Below are 23,074 nucleotides of genomic sequence, written 5' to 3' on the forward strand. Positions count from 1 at the left end.
GTCACCCCTGATAGTCCTCGGCCGCGAGCACCTGCTCGGCGATCACCAGATCGTGCGGGTACGTGATCTTGAAGTTGCGCTGCTCGCCGCGAACCCAGCGCACCGGTAGCCCGGAGAACCGTTCCATGCAGGAGGCGGTGTCGGTGCCGAGGAACTCCTCGCGCGCCGCCTGCTCGTAAGCCGCGAGCAGCGGCGTCGCACGGAAACCCTGCGGCGTCTGCGTTCGGATGATCGCCCCCGGTGGCTGTTTGGCGAGTGTGCTGCCGTCACCGCCCACCGCCACGATGTCGTCCGCGGGCAGTCCGGGAATCGCGCCACCGTGCTCGCGCGCCGCATGCAGTACCCCGGCGATCAGCGACGGGCTGACCAGCGGGCGCGCGGCGTCGTGCAGCAGCACCGTGTCGACGGTTCCCTCGTCGATACGGCTCGCGAGGTGCCGCAGCGCCTTCAGCTCGGATTCCTGCCGCGTGTCGCCGCCGTGGACGAGCTCCACCTCGGTGCCATCGACCTCGCGGTCCAGCACCCACTCCACCAGTTCGGTGTCCTGGGGCCGGGTCACGAGCACGAGCACGCCGATCTCGGGCACCCTGGCGAACGCGCCCAGCGACCAGGAGACGAGACGGCGGCCCGCGAGCGGCAGGTAGACCTTGTTCATCCCGGCCCCAACCCGGGTCCCGGCCCCACTCGCCAGCACGACTCCCGCGGCGTACGGCGTGCGTCGCGCTTTCCGTCGTGCCACACCGCGATCATACGAGCTCACCGTCCAGCAACTCCTGGACTGTCGCCAGCAGCCGCGCACCGTCGGCGCCGTCGGCGACCCGGTGATCCACACTCAGCCCGACGGTGCAGCGCAGGCGGGTGCCGACGCCACCCGGCACGGGCACCACCTTCGGCGTCACCGCGCCCACCGAGAGCGCCGTTGCCTGCGGTGGCGTGAGCAGCGCCTGGAACGCCTCCACCCCAAGCCCGCCAAGGTTCGACATGGTGGTAGTGGCCGGTGTGGACAGCTCCGCCAGCTCAAGCCTGCCCGCTCGCGCTCTGGCCACGACGTCGGCGATGCGTGCGGACAGCATCTGCAGGCTCTGCCGGTCCGGGTCGGTGAACACGGGTGCGAGCAGCCCGCGCTCGGTGTCTACGGCGAGCGCGACGCCGACGTGCTCGTGCCGTCGCGGCGCGCCGTCCACCCAGCTCGCGTTCAGCGCAGGATGGCGGCGCAGCGCCGCCGCGAGCACCGCGGTGAACACGGCCGTCCACCCGTGCCCCGATCGCGCCGCTGTGTCCAGGTCGACATCGCGGTACAGCACGAACTGCGGCACGTCGACGCTGGCGGCCATCCGCCGCGCGATCACGGCCCTGCCACCACGCGGCCTCCGCACCTCTGGCTGGTCCATGGTGTCCAGATCGGACAGCCGGATGGTGTTCCATGGCCCGGTAGGCGTTACGTCTGCCAGCTCGATACCGCGGGCAGCGGCGAGCCTGCGGGCCGCCGGTACGGCGGCCACCCCGTTGGCCCGTACCGCGACAGCGGCGGGCTGGGGTTCCTGCTCCTGCTCCTGCTCCTGCTCCTGCTCCTGCTCCTGCTCCGGTCTCGGCCGCGGAGACGGGGTGTCGAACAGGCCCTCCAGCAGGTCCTCGGCCTCGGAAGCGACGTAGGCGATCGGCTCCCCCACCGCGATGATGTCCTCGGGCTCGGCGACGATCCTGCTCAGCGTGCCGTCGACCGTGGCCTCCACCTCCATGTCCACCTTGTCGGTGGTCACCTCGCATACCACGTCGCCCTGGCGCACGCGGTCCCCCACGGCCTTGCGCCAGGCCACGAACACGCCCTCGGTCATCGTCATCGACAGCTTCGGCATGACGAGCGGGATCTCCCTGGCTACCATGCCGTCACCAGCTCCCGCGCCCCGCGCACGATGTCCTCGGTCTGCGGCACGGCGGCCCGCTCCAGCCGCGGCGCGTACGGGATCGGCACGTCCAGCCCGCACAGCCTCGCCACCGGCGCCCGCAGGTGACCGAACGCGCTGGATTCGACGATCGTGGCAGCCACCTCCGCCATGAACCCACCGGTCCGCGGCGCCTCCTGCACCAACAGCGCCCTTCCTGTCGCCGTAACGCTGTCCACAATGGGCGCCGCGTCGAGCGGTCGCAGCGTGCGCGGGTCGAGCACACTCGCCTCGATGCCGTCGGCCGCCAGCTGCTCGGCCGCCTGCAGCGCCCGCGACACCATCACCCCGGTCGCCACGATCGTCAGGTCGCCCCCGGTTCGCCGCACGGTGGTCTCCCCCAGTCGCACCCGCGTGGCCTCCTCCGGCACCGGGCCGCTCTGCTTGTAGAGCAGCTTGTGCTCCAGCACGATCACCGGGTTCGGGTCGTCGATCGCCGCGAGCAGCAGCCCCTTGGCGTCGGCCGCCGTGCTCGGCATGACGACCTTGAGGCCGGGCACGTGCGCGAACCAAGCCTCCAGGCTCTGCGAGTGCTGCGCCGCGGCGCCCGTGCCCGAGCCGCCGGGAGCTCGCAGCACCATCGGCACGCTCGCCGCCCCACCGAGCATGAAGTGGATCTTGGCTGCCTGGTTGACAATCTGGTCCATGGCCTGGGCGGTGAAGTCCGAGAACTGGATTTCCACGACTGGGCGCATGCCCGCCAGCGCGGCCCCCACCGCCGCGCCGACGATTCCCAGCTCGCTGATCGGCGTATCTCGTACCCGCCGCTCGCCGAACCGGTGCACCAGGTCGCCGGTGACGCCGAACGCGCCGCCGTAAGTGCCGATGTCCTCGCCGAGCAAGAACACTCGCTCGTCGACCTCCATCGCCTGCGCCAGCGCCTCGCGCACCGCCTCGGAGTAGGTCAGGGTGCGGTGTTTCGGCAGTACCGCGGTCATGCGTCACCCCTCGCGTACACGGCGTCGGCCAGCGAGTCCGCCCGCGCGTCCGGTGCCGCGTTGGCCACGCGGATCGCCTCCCGAACAGCGTCCCTCGCCTCGTCCCTGCAGGCGGCGACGTCCGCTTCGGACAGTGTCGCCGCCACCACCCGCTCGAACCGCGCGATCGGGTCCTGCTCCCGCCAGGCCTCGATCTCCTCCCTGGGGCGGTAGAGATTCTTGTCGCTCTTCGAATGGCCCTTCCAGCGGTACGTCACGGCCTCCACCAGGCTCGGTCCCTGCCCGGCCCTGGCCCGGTGCACCGCGTCGGAAACCGCGTCGTGCACGGCCTGCGGGTCGTTGCCGTCAACGGTCACACCGGGGATGCCGTAGGCAGCGGCGCGCTCGGCGAGCCGCTCTACCTTGAACGCCTTGCCCACCGACATGGACATGCCGTAGTGGTTGTTCTCGCACACGAACACCACGGGCAGGTCCCAGATAGCGGCGAGGTTGACTCCCTCGTGCCAGGCGCCCTCGTTCACCGCGCCATCGCCGAAGAAGCTCACCACCACCTCGTCGCCACCGCGCATTGACACGGCCAGCCCCGCGCCGGCCGCGATCGGCACGCCGCCCGCGACGATGCCGTTCGCGCCGAGGTTGCCGGTGGCGACGTCGGCGATGTGCATCGAGCCACCTCGGCCCCGGCAGTAGCCAGTCTCCTTGGCCAGCAGCTCCGCCATCATCGCGTCGAGCCGTGCACCTCTGGCGATGCAGTGCCCGTGCCCGCGATGGGTCGAGGTGATGTAGTCGCCCTCGCGCAGCGCCAGGCAGGCGCCGGCGGGCACCGCTTCCTGCCCGATCGACAGGTGCATCGTGCCGTGCATCAGCCCACGCGCGAAGAGATCGTCCACCGCCTCCTCGAACCGGCGGATCGTCCACATCGTCCGCAACGTGGCCCGCGCCGCGTCCGCGTCCTTGGTCAGGTCCATGCCACCCCCACCTCCTCGCCCATGAGCACCCGGTCCTGCAGCCTGCGCAGCGTCGCGATCGTGGTGGTCTCGTCGACCGCGACGTCGGCGGCGGTCAGCGCCGTCCCAGCGGGCACGTCACGCAGCACCCGCGCTCCGGCGACCAGCCCGAGCGGGATGTGACCCCCGCCGGCGGCGCTCGCGGCGCTGTCGGTGACGCCGTAAACGGTCTCACCACCGATGCCGTCGATCGACTCGCCCTCGCGCAGGTCGCGCTTGGCCACGGCGAGCACCTCGGCGTTCCAGGCACGCGGCGCGAGGCTCGGCCTGCGATCGAGCACCGCTTCTGCCACCGACAGCGGCGCCTCCACGCTCGCCAGGTGGTAGGGCCGGTAGAACGCGTAGTACGGGCCCTTGCCCATGCTCAGGTACGCCATCTCCGCCACGACGACGGGGTGGTCGCTGCGGCCGATGACGAACACGCCGGGCGCGACCGGGCCGGTGCAGTAGTCCACGACGCCCGAGCCGGGCAGCACGCCACCTTCGGCGGCGGGCCGGAAGGTCTCGGCCAGCCCTTCCACCGTGCAATGTGGACCGGTGAGTCCGCGGGCGGGCACAGCCAGGTCCGCGCCGTTGGCGAGCGCGGCCAGCTCGATCATCGTCTTGGAGCCGTCGACGAAGCTCGCGAGCATGTGCGGGTTCATGCCCTTGGCCGCTGCGGTGTCGGTCACCGACGCGGGCGTGGCCGCCGGGTCGAGCGGGTTGTTCTTGCCCTTGCCTGCGCACACGACCTCGAAGCCGAGATCGCGGACGTAGTCCACCAGGACCTTGCATTCGACCGGCTCGTCGCCCCTGCACACGGTGTATACCCGGCCGAGCCGTTCCGCGAGGCGCGCGAGCAGCAGCCCCACGGTGACGTCACACTCGACGTTGAGCATCGCGATGTCCTTGCCCGCCAGTAGACCCGCGAACGCGATCCGCGCGCCGACCTCCGGTACGCCGCTGGCGTCGACGAGCACATCCAGCGGCAGGCGGGTGAGTGTGGTGGCGTCCTCGGTGACCACCACACCGCCGTCGGTGATGATGCGGGAGGCGCCGCCTGGCTCGTTGGTGACGACGACGTCGTCGCGCCCGGCCTGCTCGAAGGCGCGCCGTCCGCGATCCGGCGCGAGGTCGGCGATGGCGGCGACCTCCATGCCGTCGATGCGGCTCGCTTGCACCACGAAGCCGAGGCCCATCTGGCCCGCGCCGACGAGACCGACTCTCACCGGGCGGCCCAGCTCGCGCTGCCGCGCCCGCAGCCGATCGACATAATTCATCCGCACACCCTCCGGTCTGCACATATGTGCACATGATGTGCACCGCCGTGCTTTCTTTGGTAGCACGGAAAATCAGTCGCACACAAGACCGACGACGCGCACATATGTGCAAATAAGACGGTGCCCCACGCGCATTCGCGTGGGGCACCGTCGCTTCTCCCGCTCCGTCAGGCCGCCTTCGATTTCAGCGTTCCAGCGTTGAGCCTGCTGGCCATGCCCAGCGCCTCGTGCACGGCCTTGGCCATCGCCTTTGACCCAGCGCGTTCCTCGGCGCCCTCCACGGGACCGGCCAGCTCGGGACGCTCGCGAAAGCCCGCGAACACCGACGCGCCCTCCATCGCCCTCGCCCGGATGACGTGACCGCGACGCCGGTCGATCACCAGCAGCACGATGGCGCCGCGGAGCCTGCCCTTGGCTCTACCGCTGACCAGCAGCACACCGCTGCGGTTCTCCGCGTCGGCCAGCTCGTTCACCGCTCGCTGGTAGCCCAGATGCTGGCGGTAGCTCAGCACTCCGGCGACGACGAACCCGCTCAGCAACAACACCATCGCCTGCCAGGTCACGACGCTGCCCCGCTCAGCGCGAGCCGGACGCCCGCCGCTGGCACCGTCACCGTGCCGCGGCCGTGCACCGCACCCGGCAGCAGCGAGGTGCCCTCGTCCGGGTTGAGGTAGACGACGATATGGCCGAGGGTGCACAGGTTCTCGTGCGCCCGCTCTCCCACGGCCACGAGCTCGACCCGCTGCTCGCCCAGCGAGAAGACGTCGCCGGGCCGGATCTCGCGCTCGGGTCCCTTCGCCGGGCCGTGCACGACGCTGACGCTCTCCAGCGCGTCCGGGATCGGGTCGGCGTAGAGGATCACCACCCCGCCTTCGACCATGTCCCCCGCCTCGTTTCCCGCCCGCAGGACGGTGCTCTCGTAGTACACGCTCATGCTTGCTCACCTCCTTGTTGCCGCAGCCCTGCGCGCTCAGTGCTCGCTCGCCGGCCGCGCCCCGCCTCATGCGCGTGGCCGCTACAGCCCGAAGCTTGCGGCCCAGGCGATCACGACCGCAAGGGGCGCGGTGACCATCCGGCTGACCAGCACCGCAGGGGTGCCGACGGCGACCGTCTCGGGTTTCGCCTCGCCAAGGGCGAGACCAACCGGCACGAAGTCGCAGCCGACCTGACCGTTGATGGCGAACAGCGTGGGCAGCGCGTACTGCACCGGCAGCGCGCCGATCGCGATCTGGCTGCCCATCAGCGTGCCGATCACCTGTGCGATGGCCGCGCCGGGACCGAGGATCGGCGACAGGAACGGCAGCGCGACGACGAAGCTGATCGCCACGAGCCCGATCGGGTTGCTCGCGATGGGCGAGAGCACCCGGCCCATCCACTCGGCGACCCCGGTGTAGGTGACGATGCCGAGCAGCAGGCTCACGTAAGCCATGAACGGCAAGATCGTCTTGAGCGTGAGGTCCACGGTCTGCCGTCCGGCGGCGAGCATCGTGTTGACGAAGGAGCCGACGCCGGAACCGAACTTGACGAACACGCCGGTGACGGAGTTGAAGGTCTGACCGAACTTTCCTCCGCCCGCCACGGTCGCCGCGACCTCCCGCGACGACGGCCGCTCCTCGCGCGGCGGCACGGCTGGCCGCTGCGCGGCGGCCCCTTCCTCCACGGGAGCGTCGTCCGTCGTGGACGGTGCGACCTGGTCGACGCCGACGGCGGATACGAACAGGTCCTCGGTGATGAACTGCGCGAGCGGGCCGCCCGGCGCACCGGGGTAGACGTCGACGGTGGGAATGCCCTTGCGCGGGTACACGCCGATTCGCGCGGTGCCGCCGCAGTTGATGACGGCCGCGACGACCTGGTCGTCGGGCACGGTCGTGGTGAAGCCGTCGACCGCCTCCGCGCCGGCGAGCTCCGCGATCCGTGCCGCCACCGGGTGGATGCCGCCGCCGGTGACCGACAGAACCTTCGTGCGTGTGCCGTCGGTGCGCAGCAGCAGGCCGCGGCCCCAGCCGCCCGGCCCGGGCTTGACGAACACCGCCCGCGAGGTGTGGGTCTCCATCTCGCTCATCAGCGTCCACCTGCCTTGGCTGCCTCGAACTCACGGTCGAAATCGGCGAACACCTCGGTGCGGCCGGTTCGCTTGATCATGAACGCGGTGATCTTCTCGGTGACGATCCCGCGAATGAAGATCACGAGGATGCCGACGAGGAAGTACCGCAGTGCCAGCGGAACCGTCGACTCCCCGAGCTGCGTGACCCCGTTGGCGATGCCGAGCCAGACGAACAGCTCACCCGCGTTGGCGTACGGGAAGAACGTCGTCACCGGGTGCACGAACGACACCGCGGAGTCGTAGAAGGCCGGCTTGTGCCGTTCTGGCAGGAACCGGCCGAACGAGTAGCACATCGGGTTGGTCAGCATGAGCACCGCGATGATCGGCATCACGGTGTAGCGGGTGATCCACCAGCGGGCCGACCACTGCACCGCCCTGGTGACCCGCTGCTCACCGATGAACGTGGTGAGCGCGTACATGAACGTGAGCAGCACGATCAACGTCGGCAGAATGCCGGTGATCAGCCCGACGAACTGCTCGCCCGACTCGTTGAACAGCCCGATGAAATGGGTGCCCAGCCATTCGAAGACTCCGAGCACACCACCGCTCGTCTCGCCTTCCGGCTGTGCCGGCTGCTGCTGCGCCATTACAGCAAGCACGTGCATTCCTGGCCTCCTTCTCGGCCCCCCATCGGCATGTGCACATCTGTGCGTATGTTCTTCACGTTTGCCAGTGATGTGTGTAACATGCCGCTCAATCGGCGACAAGACCCAACCGCGAAGGAGCCCGCATGCCGGAGATCCGTGTCAAGATCGCATCCCCCGTCGGCCTGCATGCACGGCCGGCGAGCCAGTTCGTCAAGGCCGCGGCCCGGCATCCCGGGTCCGTCTTCATCGGACGGCCGGGCACGGAGCCGGTGGACGCGCGCAGCATGCTGTCGGTGCTGAGCCTGGCCATCGGGCACGGCGAGGAGGTGGTGCTGCGCACCGAGGGCGAGGGTGCCGACGCCGCGCTGCGCGAGCTGTCGCGGCTGCTCGTTCACGACGGGGACGCGTGAGCCGATGCCCCCACCGCGCGACCAGCAACTGCTGGTGAAGGCGGCCCGGCTGTACTACGAGGAAGGCCGTTCGCAGAACGAGGTCGCGACGGCATTGCAGGTGAGCAGATCGAGCGTGTCGCGGATGCTGGCGGCCGCCCGCGAACGCGGCATCGTCCGCATCCAGATCAACGATCCCACCGGCAGGGACATGGACCTGGAGTCGGAGTTGACGGCGCGCTTCGGGCTCAGGGACTGCCGGGTCGCCGAGATCCACAGCGACGACCGTCCACTGTCGAGGGTCGGCGACCTCGGTGCCCGCTGGTTGCTGGACAACCTGCATCCGGGCCAGCAGGTCGGTGTCTCGTGGGGACACGGGTTGCAGGCTGTCGTGCAGCACATTCCCGACGAGGGCGGGCTCGACGTCGAGGTGCTGCCGCTCGTGGGCGGGCTGTCCGCAGTGGACTCGGCGATCAGCGGTGAGGAGCTGGTGCGCGACCTCGCCGGCCGGCTCGGGGGCCGGTTCCAGCGGCTGCACGCGCCCGCGCTGCTGACGTCAAAGGCGGGCCGCGACGTGCTGCTGGCCGAACCGTCCATCAAGCGCACGCTCGACGCCGCACGGCGGGTGCAGGTGGCGCTGGTGGGTATCGGCAGCGCGGGACACGGCTCGTCGGCATCGCTGGTGAAGGCGATGAACCTGAGCGACACCGAACGGCAGGGGTTCGAAGCCGCGCACCCGGCAGGTGACGTGTGCGCGCGGTTCTTCGACGCCGAGGGCAAGGCGATCCTCGGCCCCACCGACAACCGCGTGCTGGGCGTGTCGCTGGCCGACCTCGCCACCATCCCGCTGGTCGCAGGCGTCGCGGCGGGGCCGGAGAAGGCCGGTGGCGTGCTTGGCGCGCTGCGCACGCGTGTGCTCGACGTGCTGGTGTGCGACAGCTCGCTGGCCAGAGCGCTGCTCGCTTGGGATGCCCGGTAGCTTGTGCGCGTGCGCATCGAGTTCCCGACCGTCCCCATGCCCGACGAGCTCGTCCGTGCCGAGGCCCGCAAAAGGCAGGGCATGGTGCTCAAGCCCGCGGGTTCGCTCGGCACTCTTGAAACGCTCGCCGCGTGGATCGCGGCCTGCCAGGCCCAGTCGCCACCGCGGCCGTTCCGTCGGCCGCGCATCGTCGTGTTCGCCGCCGACCACGGCATCGCGGCCCGCGGCGTCTCCGCTCACGAACCCGCGTACACACGCAGCTTGCTCGCGGCCGTCCGGGAGGGCGGCGCCGCGCTGAACGTGCTCGCCGAGGCGGCTGGCGCGGGCCTACGGGTCGAGGACATCGCGGTGGACAGCGACGAGGGCGGCCAGTTCAAGGTCCGCCGAGGCTGCGGCTCCATCGACGTCGAGGACGCCCTGAGCCAGACGCAGGCCGAGGAGGCTGTGCGCGCCGGGATACGGCTGGCCGACACCGAGGTGGACGAAGGCGCGGACCTGCTCGTGCCTGCCGAACTGGGCGTCGGCGCGAGCACACCGGCTTCCACTCTCGTCGCCGCGCTGACCGGCACCGAGCCGGTCGCCGTCATCGGTCGCGGGTCCGGCATCGACGACAACGGGTGGATGCGCAAGGCCCTCGCCGTGCGCGATGCCCTGCGCAGGGCGCGGCCGGTGCTGGGCGACCCGGTGGACCTGGTGCGCACGGCCGGCGGCGCCGACCTGGCCGCGATGGCCGGGTTCCTCGCGCAGGCGGCCGTGCGCCGCACGCCGGTGGTGCTTGACGGGCTCTCTGCGGCCGCCGCCGCACTCGTGGCCGAGGAACTGGCCCCTGGCGCGCGGAACTGGTGGGTGGCGGCACACCGTTCCACCGAACCAGCGCACGCACTGGCTCTTGATCACCTCGACCTGGAACCGATCGTGGACCTCGGTATCGGACTCGGCGGCGGAACCGGAGCAGCCGCCGCTCTGCCCTTGCTGACGGTGTCCGTCCGCCTGCTCGCCGAACTACAACCGTCGTAACCGAGTACCCGGGACTTCCCGATGTGGCATTCGGTCCACTGGATGGAGCGAATGCCACATCAGGGAGCTTGGGTCAGGCGCTCGCGAGCTTGTACATCCAGCCGTGCGGGTCGGGGCGGGTGCCGTTCTGAATGCCGGTGAGCTCCTCCCGCAGCCGCATGGTGACCTCGCCCGGCTGGCCGCCCGCGATGGTGAACTCCCCGCCCGCGTGCTTCACCCTGCCGACAGGCGTGATGACCGCGGCAGTGCCACATGCGAACACCTCGGTAAGCTCTCCGGAGGCCGCCGCCTTCTCCCACTCCTCGGTCGAAATCCTGCGCTCCTCGACCTTGTGGCCGAAGTCGGCCGCCAGCGTCAGCAGCGAGTCCCGCGTGACACCCGGCAGCAACGAGCCGGTCAACTCGGGCGTCACCAGGCGCGCATCCTTACCGGAGCCGAAGACGAAGAACAGGTTCATCCCGCCCATCTCCTCGACCCACCTGCGCTCCACCGCGTCGAGCCACACGACCTGGTCACAGCCGTGGTCGACGGCCTCTGCCTGCGCGACGAAGGATGCCGCGTAGTTGCCCGCACACTTGGCGAAACCGGTGCCACCCGGTGCGGCGCGCACGTAGTCGGTGGACAGCCACACGCTCACCGGCTTCACGCCGCCCGCGAAGTAGGAACCTGCCGGAGACGCGATCAGGGAGTACAGGTACTGCGCGGAGGGCTTGTTCACGCCGAGCCCGGCCTCCGTCGCGATCAGGAACGGCCGCAGGTAGAGGGTGTCGCCCTTACTGGTGGGCACCCACCGGCCGTCCACCTCGATCAACTCGTGGATCGAGCCGAGGAACAGCTCGTCCGGCAGCTCCGGCATCGCCATCCGGCGTGCCGACCTGCGGAACCGGGCGGCGTTCAGCCGCGGGCGAAAAGCGCTGATGGAGCCGTCCGGCTGCCGGTAGGCTTTCAGCCCCTCGAAGATGGCCTGCCCGTAGTGCAGGACCGCGGTGGCAGGGTCGAGTGTCAGCGGCTCGTAGGGGCTCAGCCGCGCGTCGTGCCAGCCAACGCCTTCCGACCACCGCACGGTCACCATGTGGTCGGTGAACCGCGTCCCGAAGCCCGGCTTCGCCAATACCTCCGCTACCGCCTCCGCCGAGGCGGGGGTCGGGCTGAGGGTACGGCTGAAGGGAATGGCGGTCGTCATGGAGTGAGCATATCTCGTTTACTTGGACGTCAGAACATCCGTTTGGCTCTACGATGACGTCCGTGATCCAGCAGTCTTCTCGGCCGACCGGGGGCAATCGCGTCTCCGCGGGAACGGCCTCCGACGTCAAGACCTTCATCGCCGCGGCACTGCTGACCTTCGCGGCGGGAATGCTCGTGCTGATCGGCTACATCATGGCGGGCGGCTTCGGCGGTTTCCTCGGCATCATCGGTGCCGTATGGAGCGTGTTCTGGTGGAAGGGCGTGCACGGGAAGGTGTTTCCGCGTGACCTGCCCGGCAAGTCCATGGCGGGTCTTGCCGTGACCGCCGCGATACTCCTCGGCCTTGCCTACGCGATGTCCTGAGCCCACAGCTCGACGGGCAGCCGGGGCATCGGCCAGCGAGGGTCCGGCCGAAACTCCGTCCACGTGCCGTCGAACGGAAACGCGCCTGACTCGGCGCGTTCGATCAGGCGCTCCCCCTCGGCGCGCAACCTGGCCAGCTGCTGCCTGCTCAGCCTGCCCGCTCGCACCGCCTCGGCCGCCTCGTCCTCGTCCTTCCAGCTCCAGCGCCCGCCCGGCTCGACGACGACGTCCAGCGCACCATCAATGCGCTCCGGCCCGTACCTACCACGCCCCAGCGGAATCTCGAGGTTGACGTACCAGGCAAGGAAGCTGCCGCCGCCGTCGAAGAACCACCACACCGACGACCACTCGTCCTCCCGGATCAGGCGCAACGTGGAGCAGTCCCGCCACCGGTCACGAACCCGCATCCGTGGCAGGACGAACCGCTGACCCAACGGCGCCTCACGGATCTGCCGCCCGTCCGCGAGCCGGGTACCGACGATCTCGGTGCCCGCGGGCAGCCAACCGAGCAGTTCCGTGCCGTCGTCGGCGAGCACCCGCAATGGATGTCGTTGACTGACGCTGGCGTCCGAGCGTACGAAACTGAGCACGGCCGTCTCACCCGGTGCCCACCTCACACCACGAACACTAGTCCGGCGAGAAGCACCAACGCGACAGCCGCCGTGGCCACACCGAACGTACGAACGCGGCCCGCCACCATCACCCCGACGATCACCTCGAGCAACGCGGCGGCCGCCGCGAGGAACAACGCCCCGACCATGCTCAACACGGCGGCGAGCAAGGTCACGACCGCGCCGAGGGCCAGCAGGCCGCGCATGCGAGAGCGCGCGGCGACCACCTCGACGGACTCGTCGAGGGCGAGCATGGCGGCGGGCACCGTCGCCAGCACCACCACCGCCACGAAGACCCCTCGCAACGCGGCGGCGTCCGCCGCGGCGAGCACCTCCTGTGGCGCGGTGGGCGAGAGACCGAGCCGCACCGGGCCCAACTGGTACAGCGCGGCCGAGGCCACGGCCGCCGCTACCGCCGCGCCCGCGGCGAGTCTGCCGCCCCGCAGCCCGGCGAACAGCGGAAACAGCACGGCAGCGGAAAACAGCAGACCTCCCGGCGCAAACGCCGTCGCCCCGGGCGGCGATGCCGGGGGAATCGCGAAGCACAGCGCGACGAAGGCCGCCGCGGCCACCAGCAACATCCCGGTCAGCCACCTGCGCCAAGTCCGGCTCACGCGGACGCCGGCGGCCAACGCGACGGTCACCAGTACGGTGAAACCGACCGCGGCAGGCACCCGGTGAGCGGGCGCGGCATAGGAAACGAAAACCGTGGCGAACAGCACCAGCAGCGCCAGCCGCGACGAGGCCCGCAGCCCCGAAGCGATTCCGGAGTCGGGTTCGCCGACCACGCGCCTCGCGCTTTCGGCCAGCGCGGCCGCGACCGCCATCCCCGCGAGCAACCACCAACCCGCGGCCGAGGCGGCCATGGCCAGCGCACCAAGAATGCCCGCACCGAGCAACACGCGGCGCACCTACCTCTCACCACGGACAATGTCGTCAATAGCATGGCTTGAGCCATCACAGACAGCAGCGAGGAGCCCGACGTGACCCTGCCAAAACTTGCCCTGACCGAGAACACCGAGGCGGCGCTGGCCAAGAGCCGCGCCGAGGTCGTGGTGATCGGTACCGTGCAGGGGCCCGACGGGCTTGAATTGGCCGAGGGCGCGCAGGCGGTGAACGCCGCGCTCGGCGGCGACCTCGTCGACACGCTCCGCACGCTGGGCGCCACCGGCAAGGCAGAGGAGATCGTGAAGCTGCCGACGCTCGGCCGCATTCCCGCACCGGTGGTGCTCGCCGTCGGTCTCGGCACCCAGCCCACGACGTCGGAGCAGCTACGTCGCGCGGCGGGAGCGGCGGCTCGCGCGTTGTCGGGCACACCTCGCGCGCTGTCAACGCTGTCCGCGCGGGATCTGCGGGCGGCCGCGGAGGGCACGGTACTCGGCGCGTACACCTTCACCAGGTACAAGTCGGAGCCAGGCGACGCGCCGGTGTCGACGGTGGACCTCGTCTACCCGGAGGAGGGCACCGCGCGGGCACACAAGGCCACGCTGAAGGCGGCCGTGGCGGTGGCCGAGGCGGTGGCCACGGCGAGGGATCTGGTCAACACTCCACCGAACGACCTGTTTCCGGCGTCGTTCGCCGAGCGGGCCCGAGAACTCGCCGAGGACGCGGGCCTGGAGTTCGAGGTGCTCGACGAGCGAGCGCTGAAGCGCAAGGGTTTCGGCGGCATTCTGGGCGTCGGCGGCGGGTCCTCGCGGCCTCCTCGCCTGCTGCGGCTGCGCTACCGCGGCACGAAGGTGACGAAGAAGGTGGCGCTCGTCGGCAAGGGCATCACCTTCGACACCGGCGGCATCTCGATCAAGCCCGCGGCGAACATGGACCACATGACCTCGGACATGTCCGGGGCCGCCGGTGTGCTCGCCTCGGTGGTGCTCGCAGCGAAGCTGAAGTACCCGCTGGAGGTCATCGCGCACATCCCGCTGGCGGAGAACATGCCGTCGGCGACGTCGTACCGGCCGGGTGACGTGCTCACCATGTACGGCGGCAAGACGGTCGAGGTGCTCAACACCGACGCCGAGGGCAGGCTCGTACTCGCCGACGCCATCGTGCGCGCCGCGGAGGACGAGCCGGACTATCTCATCGAGACGTCCACGCTCACCGGCGCGCAACTGGTCGCGCTTGGCAATCGCACACCGGGCATCATGGGTTCGGACGAGTTCCGTGACCGGGTCGCCGCCATCGCCGCGGCCACCGGCGAGAACGGCTGGCCGATGCCGTTGCCGGAGGAGCTGCGCTCGGATCTGGACTCCAAACTCGCCGACCTCGCCAACGTTACGGGGCATCGCTGGGGCGGCATGCTCGCCGCCGGGGTGTTCCTGCGCGAGTTCGTGCCCGACGGCCTCCCGTGGGCGCACATCGATATCGCTGGGCCCGCGTTCAACACGGGTGCGCCGTGGGGTTACACCGGCAAGGGCGGCACGGGTCTGCCGGTGCGCACCATCGCCGCCGTACTCGCGGACATCGCCGAGACCGGGTAGGGCGCGCCTTCCCGGTGTCCGAAAGCCCCGAGAGCCCCGAGAACTACGCCGAGACCGCCGTGCGTGAAGTGCTCATGGCGGACGACGCGAGGGTGGACGCGGCGGTCGGTTACGCAGCACTGTTGTTGGCGTGTGTCGGCGCGGCAGGCGAGTCGGACCGGCTGGTGTGCCGCTGGCAGGCGGTCACGTCGCGACCCACCGTCCTACTCGTGCCGGACGAGGTGACCGCGCGGGCGTGGGCGATGCTCTTCGCCGCGCGCGGCACCCCGGACTGGGGCGGCGAGCTGCCGCCGCTCGATCTGGACGCCGAGGAACGGGCACACCGAAAGCACCTCGCCGCGGGCGGACCGCTGCGGGAGTTGGCCGCCGAGGCGGAGGACCGCGCGAGGGAGGGCGATCTCCAGGGCGCGAGTTCCGCGCTCACCGGGTGGGCGCGGCAAGCGCGGCGATCGGCGCGGCCCGACATCGCCACGCTTGCCGCGTGCCGCCATGTCGCACCGCTGCTGGTGCGAGGCACGCTGACGGTCGCGGACGGTTGGGCCCGCGACTACGCGGGAACGCTCATCGCCGCACTGCACACGCGCTACCGTGGCGAGTCCGAACCGATGGACTGGCGAGGACTGATCGAGCGGATCATGTGGCTGCGCGGCGAACCGGGCAATATGCCGCCGCCCGCGACCAACGCCGGGATCGACGACGCACAGCGCAGGCTCGGGGTGAGGCTGCCGCTGGAGTACCGGGAATTCCTGCTGACCTGCGACGGGTTACCCGCCGATGTGGTGTTCCCCCGGCTGCTCGGAACCGCCGAGCTGGAGACCAGCGGGCAGGGAGTGCGCATCAGCGACCCCCCTGGCCTGGTGTTGCTCGCGCAGAGCGGTCGGATCGTGGAGTCCGACCCGTTGTTCGGGGTCACCACCCATTCCGGGATACGTGACCTGCTCCGGGAACACCTGCGGCTGCTGGAGGCCGCACTCTGACGAGGTGGCCCACGTTTGGCTGCACCCAGGGCACCCTGAGCGCAGGACTCGCGGGCAGGTGGCAGGGTCAGCCCTGCGAGTCGCGTTCGGTCTGCTGCCTGCGGCGTAGGATGCGTTGCCGCTCGGTGTACTCGCGCATCCGTTTCGGGTAGCCCGTCTTGGCCACCTCGTATACCGGTATCGACCGCTTGCGGCCGAACTGCTGCGCGGTACCGAGGCTGCCGATGCGCCGCCTCGTCCACTCGCCGTCGTGTGCGACCAGCACCACGGTGGTCTCGGTGACGGTCGTACGAGGTTCGACGTAGGCCTCGACCCCCCGCCTGGTCGCCGCCCATTCGTCCAGGTGCCGGGTGTCCGCGTCGGTGGCGCCCCGTAGCCCCCCGTTCGCCCGTCCACCCTTTCCGCGTCTGCGCAACAAGTCGAACAGGCCCACCTCGACCACCTTCCTCTCACGCGTCGCCAACGATCATTATCCCGACGCCAAAACGGTGTGTCCGGCGCACACCAGCACTAGGTCGCAAGCTTGTCAGGCGAGGTGACAAGATGAGGTGTGATGAGCGCACACAGCGCCCGTGGACACGATCGACACTGCCTGCCGAGGAGTTTGAGAAGTGACCGACGCTGAAGCCGACCTGGTGATCCTCGGTGGCGGATCGGGTGGTTACGCCGCGGCGTTCCGCGCCGCCGAGCTGGGCCTTTCCGTCACCCTTATCGAGAAGGACAAACTGGGCGGCACCTGCCTGCATCGCGGCTGCATCCCCACCAAGGCGCTGCTACACGCGGCAGAGGTGGCCGACTCCGCGCGAGATGGTGAGCAGTTCGGCGTCAAGACGGTGTTCGAAGGTGTGGACATGACCGGTGTCCACAAGTACAAGGACACCGTCGTCACCCGGCTCTACAAGGGGCTGCAGGGGCTCGCGAAGGCCCACAAGATCAATTACGTGGAGGGGACCGGAACGTTCGCCGGTGGCACGACCGTGGAGGTCGACGGCGCTCGCTACACCGGCAAGAACGTGGTGCTGGCCACGGGCTCCTACTCGCGCACGCTGCCCGGTCTGGAGCTGGGCGGCAGGATCATCGCCAGCGACGAGGCGCTGAACCTCGACTACGTCCCCGAACGGGTCGTCGTGCTCGGCGGCGGTGTGATCGGCGTCGAGTTCGCCAGTGTCTGGGCGTCGTTCGGGGCCGAGGTCACGATCGTGGAGGCCCTCCCCCGGCTGGTGCCCGCAGAGGACGAGTTCGCCTCGAAGCAGTTGGAGCGAGCCTTCCGCAGGCGCAAGATCGCGTTCAAGACCGGTGTCCGGTTCACCGGAGCCAAGCAGGACGAGCGCGGCGTGAGCGTGTCGCTGGAGTCGGGCGAGACCCTGGAGGCCGACCTGCTACTGGTCGCCGTCGGTCGGGGCCCCAACACGGCGGGCCACGGCTACGACGAGGCAGGCGTGCGCATGGAGCGTGGTTTCGTGCTCACCGACGACCGGTTGCGCACCAACCTGCCCGGTGTCTACGCCGTCGGCGACATCGTGCCGGGACTCCAGCTCGCCCACCGCGGCTTCCAGCAGGGCATCTTCGTCGCGGAAGAGATCGCGGGACTGGCTCCCCGGCCGGTTGAGGAGGCGGGCATTCCCCGCGTTACCTACTCCCACCCCGAGGTCGCGTCGGTGGGGCTCACCGAAGCCGCCGCGAAGGAAAGGCACGGCTCGGGCGTCACCACCTTCACCTACGACCTCGCGGGCAACGGCAAGAGCCAGATCCTCAAGACCTCGGGAGCGGTGAAACTGATCAAGGCGCCGGACGGTCCGGTTGTGGGCCTACACCTGGTGGGCGACCGCGTCGGCGAGCTGATCGGCGAGGCACAGCTGATCTACAACTGGGAAGCCTTCCCCGAAGACGTCGCGCCGCTCATCCACGCACACCCCACCCAGACCGAAGCCCTCGGCGAAGCGCATCTCGCTCTCGCAGGCAAGCCGCTGCACGTCCACGGCTGAGCCGACCTGAACGCCGACCTGAACAGACCACACCAGACACACTCAAGGGAGTCAGCGAACGATGGCGTACTCCGTCACACTGCCGGAGCTGGGTGAGAGCGTCACTGAGGGCACGGTCACCCGCTGGTTGAAACAAGAGGGTGACACCGTACAGGTGGACGAACCCCTGTTGGAGATCTCCACCGACAAGGTGGACACCGAGGTCCCCTCCCCCGTCGCGGGAACGGTGAGCAAGATCGTGGCGCGGGAGGATGAGACGGTGGAGGTCGGCGCGGAGTTGGCCGTGATCGACGACGGCACCGGTGACGCCGGCGCGCCCGCTGCCGCACCGCGGGCCACCGCGGAACCGGCGCAAGCGCCCTCGGCACCCGCCGAGCCCGAACCACCCCGGCAGCCGGAGCCCGCGCCCACGGCACAGGCACAGCCACAGCAGCCCGCACCGGCTGCCCAGCCGCAGGCAGGCCAGGCGGAGGGCACTCCCGTTCGGCTGCCCGAACTGGGCGAGAGCGTCACAGAGGGCACGGTCACCAGGTGGCTCAAGCAGGTGGGCGACACGGTTCAGGTCGACGAACCGCTGCTGGAGATCTCCACCGACAAGGTGGACACCGAGGTCCCCTCCCCCGTCGCGGGAACGGTGCTGGAGATCAGCGTCGCGGAGGACCAGACCGTGGAGGTCGGTGGTCAGCTCGCGGTGATCGGTGAGCCCGGTGCGGCGACCACCGCGCCGCAGCAGGCACCACAGCCGACGCCCGAGCCCGCGCCACAGCCAACACAGCAGGCGCAGCCCGAGGCGTCGCAAGCGGCACAGCCCGCACCGGCACCCGCCGCGCAGCCGGAGCCGCAGTGGCCAAGCGCCCGGCCTTCGGAGGAGCCTGCCGCGGCAGCGGCCGCGCCCCGGGAGCAGGCACCCACCCGCGAGCCATCCCAACCGAGCGAGTCCGGCAGGGAGGACGGCGCCACGCCCTATGTGACGCCGCTGGTACGCAAACTGGCCGCCGAGCACGACATCGACCTGAACACCCTGCGCGGAACCGGGGTCGGTGGGCGCATCCGCAAGCAGGACGTGCTCGCCGCCGTCGAGGCCAAGCAGCGGCAGGCACCCGCACCCGCACCCGAGCAGCCACAGCAGGCACAGCAGGCACCGGCGGCCGCACCGTCGGCACCGGCCGCCGCGGTGCCTGTCTCCGACGCGGAGAAGGCGGCACTGCGCGGCACGGTGCAAAAGGCCAACCGCATCAGGCAGATCACAGCGCAGAAGACCAAGGAGTCGTTGCAGGTCTCGGCGCAGCTCACCCAGGTTCACGAAGTGGACGTCACCAAGATCGCCAGGCTGCGGCAGCGGGCGAAGGCGGCCTTCCGCGAGCGGGAAGGTGTCAACCTGACGTTCCTGCCCTTCTTCGCCAAGGCCACAGTGGAGGCGCTGAAGCAGCACCCCAACGTCAACGCCTCCTACAACGAGGAGACCAAGGAGATCACCTACCACGGCGCGGTGCATCTCGGCGTCGCGGTCGACACCGAGCGCGGCCTGCTCTCCGTGGTGATCCACGACGCGGGCGAACTCAGCCTGGCCGGGCTCGCGCACCGCATCGCCGACCTGGCGCAGCGAGCGCGCAACAACAAGGTCACGCCGGACGAGCTGACCGGCGGCACGTTCACGATCACCAACATCGGCAGCAACGGCGCGCTGTTCGATACGCCGATCATCGTGCAGCCGCAGTCGGGCATGCTCGGCACCGGTGCCGTGGTCAAGCGCCCTGTGGTGCTCACCGACGCCGAGGGCAACGACACCATCGCGATCCGTTCGATGGCGTACCTGCCGCTGACCTACGACCACCGGTTGATCGACGGCGCTGACGCGGGACGGTTCGTGACGACCATCAAGCAGCGCCTCGAGGAAGGCAACTTCGAGGAAGAGCTCGGCCTGTAACCACTGTCCGGCTGTGCGGGGCATCCACCGCTCGGTGAGCGTCCCCGCACAGCCGGTGCCTAGAGTGTGCACATGCGTGTTCTCGTTGCCGGTTCCAGCGGCCTCATCGGCAGCGCTCTGCTCGACCATCTGCGCGGCAGCGGGCACGAGGTGCGTCGACTGGTGCGGAGGATGCCGCGGTTGGCCGACGAGTTTGGGTGGGACCCACCCGCGGGTCGCATCGACGACGGCGCGTTCGACGGTGTGGACGCGGTTGTGAACCTGTGCGGTTCCCCGCTGGCATCCGGCAGGTGGAGCGGGGCCCGCAAGCAGTTGCTCACCGACTCCCGGCTCGAGCCCACCGAGGTACTTGCCGAGGCCGTCGCCGACCACGGGGTGGGCGCACTGCTCAATGCCTCTGGCATCAGCTACTACGGCGACACGGGATCGGCCGAGGTCGACGAGTCGGCGCGTGCGGGTTCAGGTTTCCTCGCCGGGCTGTGCGTCGCGTGGGAGGCGGCCACGACCCCAGCGACGAAAGCGGGCGCCAGGGTGGTCCTGCTTCGCACCGCGCCGGTGCTCTCCTCCCGCGGCGGCATGCTGCGAATGCTGTTGCCGCTGTTTCGGCTGGGTCTCGGCGCGAGGCTGGGCAGCGGTAGCCAGTACCTACCGTGGATCTCCCTGCGTGACCAGGTATCGGCCATCACCTTCCTGCTCGAGCGGGTCGACATCACCGGTGCGGTGAACCTGACCTCGCCGAGCCCGGTGACGAACGCCGAATTCACGCGCGAACTCGCCCGCGCGGTGCACCGGCCCGCACCGTGGTTCGTGCCCGCGCTCGCGTTGAAAGCGGCACTCGGTGAGGCCGCCGAGGAGACCTTGCTGAGCGGACCGAGAGCGGTTCCGGGTGTGCTTCGTGACGGCGGGTTCGACTTCGCCGACCGCGAACTCGACGACGCACTCGCCTTGGCGGTCTGATCGGCGGTGCGCACCGTGACCGCCGTGACCACCGCGCGCTCCAACGTCGTTCTCGGCGCGGTGCTCCTCGCGGTCTTCGTCGCACTCGGCCTCGTGGTGCGCGGGTCGCCTGGCGTGGTAGACGACGCGCTGCGGGAGACGATCGGCGGGCAATGGCAGGGCGCCGTCGGTACCGTCGCCGCCTGGGTGAGCCTGGTGCTGGGCCCGCCGCTTCCGGTGATCACCGGTGTGGCGCTGATCGTGGTCACCGTGCGCCTACGGCAACTCGACGACCCGAGGACGCGGACCCTGCTCCGCGTGTTGATCCTGCTCGTCGCATGCCGGATCACCAGTGTCGTCGCCAAGCCGATCTTCGCGAGAGACCGCCCTCGCACTTACCCCGACGCGTTCAGCTACCCCAGTGGGCACGTGGCCTCCGTCGCGAGCACGGGTTTCGCGCTCGCCGTGCTGTGCGCATGGCTCTACCCGCACCTGGTACGGCTGGTGTCGTGGCTTGCCGTCGTGGCCACCGCCCTCGCGGCCGCCGCGAGGGTGGCGCTGGCCGTGCACTGGCTCACCGACACCGTCGGCGCGGTCCTCGCCGTCGGCGGGGTCGGCCTGCTGGTCGGGGTGGCCCTGAAACTGTTGCCGCCACCTCGCGGCGGCGTAGCCTCAGCATCGTGACCGAGACTGCGAACAGATCATGCCGGGCCGACGTCGAACCCGTCGACGTGCGACAGCTCGGCACGATCGACTACCTCCAGGCATGGGAACTGCAGCGCGGCTACGCCGAGGCACGCGCCGACGGCCGTGGGCCCGACACGATGCTGCTGCTGGAACACCCGTCGGTCTACACCGCGGGCAAGCGCACCCAGCCGCAGGACCGGCCCACCGACGGCTCGGAAGTGATCGATGTCGACCGCGGCGGCCGGATCACCTGGCACGGACCCGGGCAACTCGTCGGCTACCCGATCGTGAAGCTCGCCGACCCGATCGACGTCGTGCACTACGTCCGGCGCATCGAGGAAGCTCTCATCAGCGTGTGCGACGAGTTCGGCGTGCGCACGGGCAGGATCGAGGGCCGCAGTGGCGTGTGGCTGCCGCGCGACGAGCGGGGCGGCGAACGTAAGATCGCCGCCATCGGGATCCGCGTTCAACGCGGGGTCACTATGCATGGCTTCGAGTTGAACTGCGACGCCGACCTCGCGGCCTTCGACAAGATCGTGCCCTGCGGCATCGACGACGCGGGCGTGACGTCGCTTTCGGCCGAGCTCGGTCGTGACGTGTCGGTGGCGGAGGTGCTTCCGGTGGCGTGCAAGGCCGTGTTGGCCGCACTCGACGGCGAACTGCCGGTCAGCGAGGACCGGTGGCTGCCGCGATCGCTACAGCCACCGGAAGCCATCGCCGCACCGAGCTGACGGGCGCGCTTAACTCCTAGTCGAGCTGGGCCATCACCTGTGAGGCGATCAACTCCAGATGGTCAAGGTCGGACAGGTCGAGCACCTGCAAGTACAGCCTTTTGACGCCCGTCGTCTCGGTCCACCGGCCGATGGTGTCGACAGCCTCGGCCGGTGTTCCCGCGACGCCGTTGCGCCTCAGTTCCGAGACGTCCCTTCCGATGGCGTCTGCCCTGCGGGCGAGCTCTGCCTCGTCCCTGCCGACCGCCACCACGAGCGCGGCCGACCGCACCAGCTTTTCGGGATCCCGCCCCAGCGCCGCCGCTGCCGCGTCCACCCGCTCGAACTGCTCGAGCGCGGTGCTGGTGTCGTTGAACGGGATGTTGAACTCGTCGGCGTACCGCGCGGCCAGCTCGGGTGTGCGCTTCCTGCCGGTGCCACCAAGGATCACCGGCGGCCGGGGCCGCTGGGTGGGTTTCGGGAGGGCGGGAGCGTCAACGAGCGTGTAGTGCTTGCCGTTGAAGGAGAACGTGTCACCTTCCGGCGTCTCCCACAAGCCGGTGATGATCTCCAGTTGCTCGGCATAGCGGTCGAAACGCTCGCGAAGCGGCGGCAGCGGGATGCCGTAAGCCTCGTGCTCGGCCGCGTACCAGCCGGACCCCAGACCGAACTCCACCCGGCCACCGGACATCTGGTCCACCTGCGCGACCGAGATCGCCAGCACCGAAGGGTGCCGGAAGGTCGCCGCTGTTACCAGCGTGCCGAGCCGGATACGGGAGGTTTGACTCGCCAGCCCTGCCAGCGTGAGCCAGGCATCGGTCGGGCCGGGCAGGCCCGACACCGACCCCATCTTCAGGAAGTGATCGGATCGGAAGAAGGCGTCGAAGCCCGCTTCCTCGGTCGTCTTGGCGACCCTCAGCAAATCGTCGTAGGTGGCGCCCTGTTGCGGCTCGGTGAAGATCCTCAGTTCCACCCCGGCGAGCCTAGTCCTCG

Annotated in this window: 25 protein-coding genes; 11 read left to right on the forward strand and 14 right to left on the reverse strand. The window is 70.0% G+C overall.

Going from position 1 to position 23,074, the window contains the following annotated elements; genetic code table 11:
• Nucleotide 1: 1 nt before the first annotated feature.
• The 9 genes from ispD to srlA form a co-directional block, all read right to left on the reverse strand.
• On the reverse strand, nucleotides 2–739 hold the full coding sequence (gene ispD / locus FHU38_RS18960; protein WP_167173297.1) for a 2-C-methyl-D-erythritol 4-phosphate cytidylyltransferase: 738 nt from the start codon (nucleotides 737–739) through the stop codon (nucleotides 2–4).
• A 7-nt stretch (nucleotides 740–746) separates the two neighbouring features.
• The gene (locus tag FHU38_RS18965; RefSeq protein ID WP_167173299.1) at nucleotides 747–1,883 is read right to left on the reverse strand and encodes a dihydrolipoamide acetyltransferase family protein; all 1,137 of its coding nucleotides are present in this window, start codon (nucleotides 1,881–1,883) and stop codon (nucleotides 747–749) included.
• Nucleotides 1,877–2,881: an alpha-ketoacid dehydrogenase subunit beta gene (locus tag FHU38_RS18970; RefSeq protein ID WP_167173301.1), complete on the reverse strand. Its 1,005-nt coding sequence runs from the start codon at nucleotides 2,879–2,881 to the stop codon at nucleotides 1,877–1,879. Before FHU38_RS18970 ends, FHU38_RS18965 begins: the two co-directional genes overlap by 7 nt.
• Entirely contained in the window at nucleotides 2,878–3,849 is a 972-nt protein-coding gene (locus FHU38_RS18975) for a thiamine pyrophosphate-dependent dehydrogenase E1 component subunit alpha (RefSeq protein ID WP_167173303.1), read from the reverse strand. Before FHU38_RS18975 ends, FHU38_RS18970 begins: the two co-directional genes overlap by 4 nt.
• Nucleotides 3,840–5,147 carry an NAD(P)H-dependent oxidoreductase gene (locus FHU38_RS18980; RefSeq protein ID WP_167173306.1) on the reverse strand — a complete coding sequence of 436 codons (1,308 nt, stop codon included), beginning with the start codon at nucleotides 5,145–5,147 and terminating at the stop codon, nucleotides 3,840–3,842. Before FHU38_RS18980 ends, FHU38_RS18975 begins: the two co-directional genes overlap by 10 nt.
• A 167-nt stretch (nucleotides 5,148–5,314) precedes the next feature.
• Nucleotides 5,315–5,710: a transcriptional regulator GutM gene (locus FHU38_RS18985; RefSeq protein ID WP_167173308.1), complete on the reverse strand. Its 396-nt coding sequence runs from the start codon at nucleotides 5,708–5,710 to the stop codon at nucleotides 5,315–5,317.
• Nucleotides 5,707–6,081, reverse strand: coding sequence for a PTS glucitol/sorbitol transporter subunit IIA (locus FHU38_RS18990; protein WP_167173310.1), 375 nt, complete (start codon nucleotides 6,079–6,081; stop codon nucleotides 5,707–5,709). Before FHU38_RS18990 ends, FHU38_RS18985 begins: the two co-directional genes overlap by 4 nt.
• Before the next feature lie 81 nt (nucleotides 6,082–6,162).
• Nucleotides 6,163–7,209 carry a PTS glucitol/sorbitol transporter subunit IIB gene (gene srlE / locus FHU38_RS18995; RefSeq protein WP_167173312.1) on the reverse strand — a complete coding sequence of 349 codons (1,047 nt, stop codon included), beginning with the start codon at nucleotides 7,207–7,209 and terminating at the stop codon, nucleotides 6,163–6,165.
• Nucleotides 7,209–7,856 carry a PTS glucitol/sorbitol transporter subunit IIC gene (srlA, locus tag FHU38_RS19000; RefSeq protein ID WP_243852296.1) on the reverse strand — a complete coding sequence of 216 codons (648 nt, stop codon included), beginning with the start codon at nucleotides 7,854–7,856 and terminating at the stop codon, nucleotides 7,209–7,211. The genes srlE and srlA overlap by 1 nt, the downstream gene beginning before the upstream one ends.
• A 125-nt stretch (nucleotides 7,857–7,981) precedes the next feature.
• Here srlA and FHU38_RS19005 point away from each other — a divergent pair, with 125 nt between their 5' ends.
• From FHU38_RS19005 to cobT, 3 genes are read left to right on the forward strand one after another with little or no spacing between them, the layout of a single operon-like run.
• A complete protein-coding gene (locus FHU38_RS19005; protein WP_167173314.1) occupies nucleotides 7,982–8,248 on the forward strand; it encodes an HPr family phosphocarrier protein in 267 nt (88 codons plus the stop codon).
• A 4-nt stretch (nucleotides 8,249–8,252) separates the two neighbouring features.
• Nucleotides 8,253–9,206, forward strand: a complete 954-nt coding sequence (locus tag FHU38_RS19010) for a sugar-binding transcriptional regulator (RefSeq protein WP_167173316.1) — start codon at nucleotides 8,253–8,255, stop codon at nucleotides 9,204–9,206.
• A gap of 9 nt (nucleotides 9,207–9,215) precedes the next feature.
• Nucleotides 9,216–10,223, forward strand: coding sequence for a nicotinate-nucleotide--dimethylbenzimidazole phosphoribosyltransferase (gene cobT, locus FHU38_RS19015; RefSeq protein ID WP_167173318.1), 1,008 nt, complete (start codon nucleotides 9,216–9,218; stop codon nucleotides 10,221–10,223).
• A 73-nt stretch (nucleotides 10,224–10,296) separates the two neighbouring features.
• On the opposite strand, the gene FHU38_RS19020 is transcribed toward cobT, so the two are convergent.
• Nucleotides 10,297–11,406 carry a branched-chain amino acid aminotransferase gene (locus tag FHU38_RS19020; RefSeq protein WP_167173320.1) on the reverse strand — a complete coding sequence of 370 codons (1,110 nt, stop codon included), beginning with the start codon at nucleotides 11,404–11,406 and terminating at the stop codon, nucleotides 10,297–10,299.
• Between the two features lie 53 nt (nucleotides 11,407–11,459).
• Here FHU38_RS19020 and FHU38_RS19025 point away from each other — a divergent pair, with 53 nt between their 5' ends.
• On the forward strand, nucleotides 11,460–11,771 hold the full coding sequence (locus FHU38_RS19025) for a hypothetical protein (RefSeq protein ID WP_167173322.1): 312 nt from the start codon (nucleotides 11,460–11,462) through the stop codon (nucleotides 11,769–11,771).
• On the opposite strand, the gene FHU38_RS19030 is transcribed toward FHU38_RS19025, so the two are convergent.
• Together FHU38_RS19030 and FHU38_RS19035 are read right to left on the reverse strand one after the other, a co-directional pair.
• Nucleotides 11,756–12,388, reverse strand: coding sequence for a DUF402 domain-containing protein (locus tag FHU38_RS19030; RefSeq protein ID WP_313886829.1), 633 nt, complete (start codon nucleotides 12,386–12,388; stop codon nucleotides 11,756–11,758). The genes FHU38_RS19025 and FHU38_RS19030 overlap by 16 nt on opposite strands.
• Nucleotides 12,385–13,293: a hypothetical protein gene (locus FHU38_RS19035; protein ID WP_167173324.1), complete on the reverse strand. Its 909-nt coding sequence runs from the start codon at nucleotides 13,291–13,293 to the stop codon at nucleotides 12,385–12,387. Before FHU38_RS19035 ends, FHU38_RS19030 begins: the two co-directional genes overlap by 4 nt.
• 72 nt (nucleotides 13,294–13,365) lie before the next feature.
• Here FHU38_RS19035 and FHU38_RS19040 point away from each other — a divergent pair, with 72 nt between their 5' ends.
• Both FHU38_RS19040 and FHU38_RS19045 read left to right on the forward strand, forming a co-directional pair.
• A complete protein-coding gene (locus FHU38_RS19040; protein ID WP_167173326.1) occupies nucleotides 13,366–14,859 on the forward strand; it encodes a leucyl aminopeptidase in 1,494 nt (497 codons plus the stop codon).
• A gap of 14 nt (nucleotides 14,860–14,873) precedes the next feature.
• Nucleotides 14,874–15,836, forward strand: a complete 963-nt coding sequence (locus tag FHU38_RS19045; RefSeq protein WP_313886830.1) for an SMI1/KNR4 family protein — start codon at nucleotides 14,874–14,876, stop codon at nucleotides 15,834–15,836.
• A 67-nt stretch (nucleotides 15,837–15,903) separates the two neighbouring features.
• Here the strand turns inward: FHU38_RS19045 and FHU38_RS19050 are convergent, their stop codons facing one another.
• The gene (locus tag FHU38_RS19050; protein WP_167176293.1) at nucleotides 15,904–16,278 is read right to left on the reverse strand and encodes an oxidoreductase; all 375 of its coding nucleotides are present in this window, start codon (nucleotides 16,276–16,278) and stop codon (nucleotides 15,904–15,906) included.
• Nucleotides 16,279–16,447: 169 nt separating this feature from the next.
• Here FHU38_RS19050 and lpdA point away from each other — a divergent pair, with 169 nt between their 5' ends.
• The 5 genes from lpdA to lipB all read left to right on the forward strand — a co-directional run bounded on the left by lpdA (nucleotide 16,448) and on the right by lipB (nucleotide 22,102).
• Nucleotides 16,448–17,821 (forward strand): dihydrolipoyl dehydrogenase, encoded by a 1,374-nt coding sequence (gene lpdA / locus FHU38_RS19055; RefSeq protein WP_167173328.1) that lies wholly within the window; start codon nucleotides 16,448–16,450, stop codon nucleotides 17,819–17,821.
• Between the two features lie 61 nt (nucleotides 17,822–17,882).
• Entirely contained in the window at nucleotides 17,883–19,748 is a 1,866-nt protein-coding gene (gene sucB / locus FHU38_RS19060; RefSeq protein WP_167173330.1) for a 2-oxoglutarate dehydrogenase, E2 component, dihydrolipoamide succinyltransferase, read from the forward strand.
• A gap of 72 nt (nucleotides 19,749–19,820) precedes the next feature.
• Nucleotides 19,821–20,705 carry a TIGR01777 family oxidoreductase gene (locus FHU38_RS19065; protein WP_167173332.1) on the forward strand — a complete coding sequence of 295 codons (885 nt, stop codon included), beginning with the start codon at nucleotides 19,821–19,823 and terminating at the stop codon, nucleotides 20,703–20,705.
• Between the two features lie 15 nt (nucleotides 20,706–20,720).
• Nucleotides 20,721–21,368 carry a phosphatase PAP2 family protein gene (locus FHU38_RS19070; protein WP_167173334.1) on the forward strand — a complete coding sequence of 216 codons (648 nt, stop codon included), beginning with the start codon at nucleotides 20,721–20,723 and terminating at the stop codon, nucleotides 21,366–21,368.
• Entirely contained in the window at nucleotides 21,365–22,102 is a 738-nt protein-coding gene (gene lipB / locus FHU38_RS19075; RefSeq protein WP_167173336.1) for a lipoyl(octanoyl) transferase LipB, read from the forward strand. The genes FHU38_RS19070 and lipB overlap by 4 nt, the downstream gene beginning before the upstream one ends.
• Before the next feature lie 16 nt (nucleotides 22,103–22,118).
• Here the strand turns inward: lipB and FHU38_RS19080 are convergent, their stop codons facing one another.
• Nucleotides 22,119–23,054 carry an LLM class F420-dependent oxidoreductase gene (locus FHU38_RS19080; RefSeq protein ID WP_167173339.1) on the reverse strand — a complete coding sequence of 312 codons (936 nt, stop codon included), beginning with the start codon at nucleotides 23,052–23,054 and terminating at the stop codon, nucleotides 22,119–22,121.
• Between the last annotated feature and the right edge of the window lie 20 nt (nucleotides 23,055–23,074).

It is taken from the genome of Saccharomonospora amisosensis, assembly GCF_011761185.1.
Classification (GTDB): Bacteria; Actinomycetota; Actinomycetes; order Mycobacteriales; family Pseudonocardiaceae; genus Saccharomonospora_A; species Saccharomonospora_A amisosensis.

What these genes read in the sequence shown, in the direction of transcription:
- FHU38_RS19025 (WP_167173322.1), top strand. Translation starts at nt 11,460, where the DNA reads ATGACGTCCGTGATCCAGCAGTCTTCTCGGCCGACCGGGGGCAATCGC.
- FHU38_RS19065 (WP_167173332.1), top strand. Translation starts at nt 19,821, where the DNA reads ATGCGTGTTCTCGTTGCCGGTTCCAGCGGCCTCATCGGCAGCGCTCTG.
- srlA (WP_243852296.1), bottom strand. Translation starts at nt 7,856, where the DNA reads ATGCACGTGCTTGCTGTAATGGCGCAGCAGCAGCCGGCACAGCCGGAA.
- FHU38_RS18990 (WP_167173310.1), bottom strand. Translation starts at nt 6,081, where the DNA reads ATGAGCGTGTACTACGAGAGCACCGTCCTGCGGGCGGGAAACGAGGCG.
- FHU38_RS18980 (WP_167173306.1), bottom strand. Translation starts at nt 5,147, where the DNA reads ATGAATTATGTCGATCGGCTGCGGGCGCGGCAGCGCGAGCTGGGCCGC.
- FHU38_RS18970 (WP_167173301.1), bottom strand. Translation starts at nt 2,881, where the DNA reads ATGACCGCGGTACTGCCGAAACACCGCACCCTGACCTACTCCGAGGCG.
- srlE (WP_167173312.1), bottom strand. Translation starts at nt 7,209, where the DNA reads ATGAGCGAGATGGAGACCCACACCTCGCGGGCGGTGTTCGTCAAGCCC.
- sucB (WP_167173330.1), top strand. Translation starts at nt 17,883, where the DNA reads ATGGCGTACTCCGTCACACTGCCGGAGCTGGGTGAGAGCGTCACTGAG.
- FHU38_RS19005 (WP_167173314.1), top strand. Translation starts at nt 7,982, where the DNA reads ATGCCGGAGATCCGTGTCAAGATCGCATCCCCCGTCGGCCTGCATGCA.
- FHU38_RS18965 (WP_167173299.1), bottom strand. Translation starts at nt 1,883, where the DNA reads ATGGTAGCCAGGGAGATCCCGCTCGTCATGCCGAAGCTGTCGATGACG.
- FHU38_RS19010 (WP_167173316.1), top strand. Translation starts at nt 8,253, where the DNA reads ATGCCCCCACCGCGCGACCAGCAACTGCTGGTGAAGGCGGCCCGGCTG.
- FHU38_RS18975 (WP_167173303.1), bottom strand. Translation starts at nt 3,849, where the DNA reads ATGGACCTGACCAAGGACGCGGACGCGGCGCGGGCCACGTTGCGGACG.
- FHU38_RS19020 (WP_167173320.1), bottom strand. Translation starts at nt 11,406, where the DNA reads ATGACGACCGCCATTCCCTTCAGCCGTACCCTCAGCCCGACCCCCGCC.